Source organism: Microbacterium sp. MEC084 (assembly GCF_004514465.2).
In the GTDB taxonomy this organism is placed as follows: Bacteria; Actinomycetota; Actinomycetes; order Actinomycetales; family Microbacteriaceae; genus Microbacterium.
Window position 1 is genome coordinate 1 of record NZ_MYFP02000065.1, and the last position, 506, is coordinate 506.

The following is a 506-nucleotide window of genomic DNA, read 5'->3' on the forward strand; positions in this document are numbered from 1 at the left end:
GCGAGGTCCTGGTACACCGTCTCGATACCCAGCGCCGACGCCTGCGACGGGGTGGACATGTCCACCTCCTGCCCATCGAACAGGATCGTCCCCGAATCGATCGCGAGGTTCCCCGACAGCGCCTTCACCAGCGTCGACTTCCCCGCACCGTTGTCACCGATCAGCGCCGTCACCTCCCCCGGGAACACCTCGAAGTCCACCTGATTGAGCGCCCGCACATGCCCGAACTGACGCGACAACCCCCGCGCCGCCGCCGGGACCGCACCCGCCGACCTCACCCCCGAAGGCGATCTCGTCGAGGAGGACGCCGTCACCAAGGAGCCGAACTCATGAGCACCACCAAGCCCCCGACCGAGACCGTCGCCATCGGAACGATCGACGAGCCGAGAACCGGGTTCTGGCGTGGCCTGCTGCGGGCCCAGGCCTTCCAGATCCTCCTGGTGCTGATCGTCATCGTGCTGATCTTCAGTGCGCTGGCGCCCGACACGTTCGCGCAGTGGTCGAAC

Annotated in this window: 1 protein-coding gene; it reads right to left on the reverse strand. The window is 67.2% G+C overall.

Annotated elements, in window-relative coordinates; all coding sequences use genetic code 11:
- A partial coding sequence (locus B5M43_RS15420) for an ATP-binding cassette domain-containing protein (protein ID WP_308068651.1) occupies positions 1–200 on the reverse strand: 200 nt, incomplete at its 3' end.
- Positions 201–506: the final 306 nt, after the last annotated feature.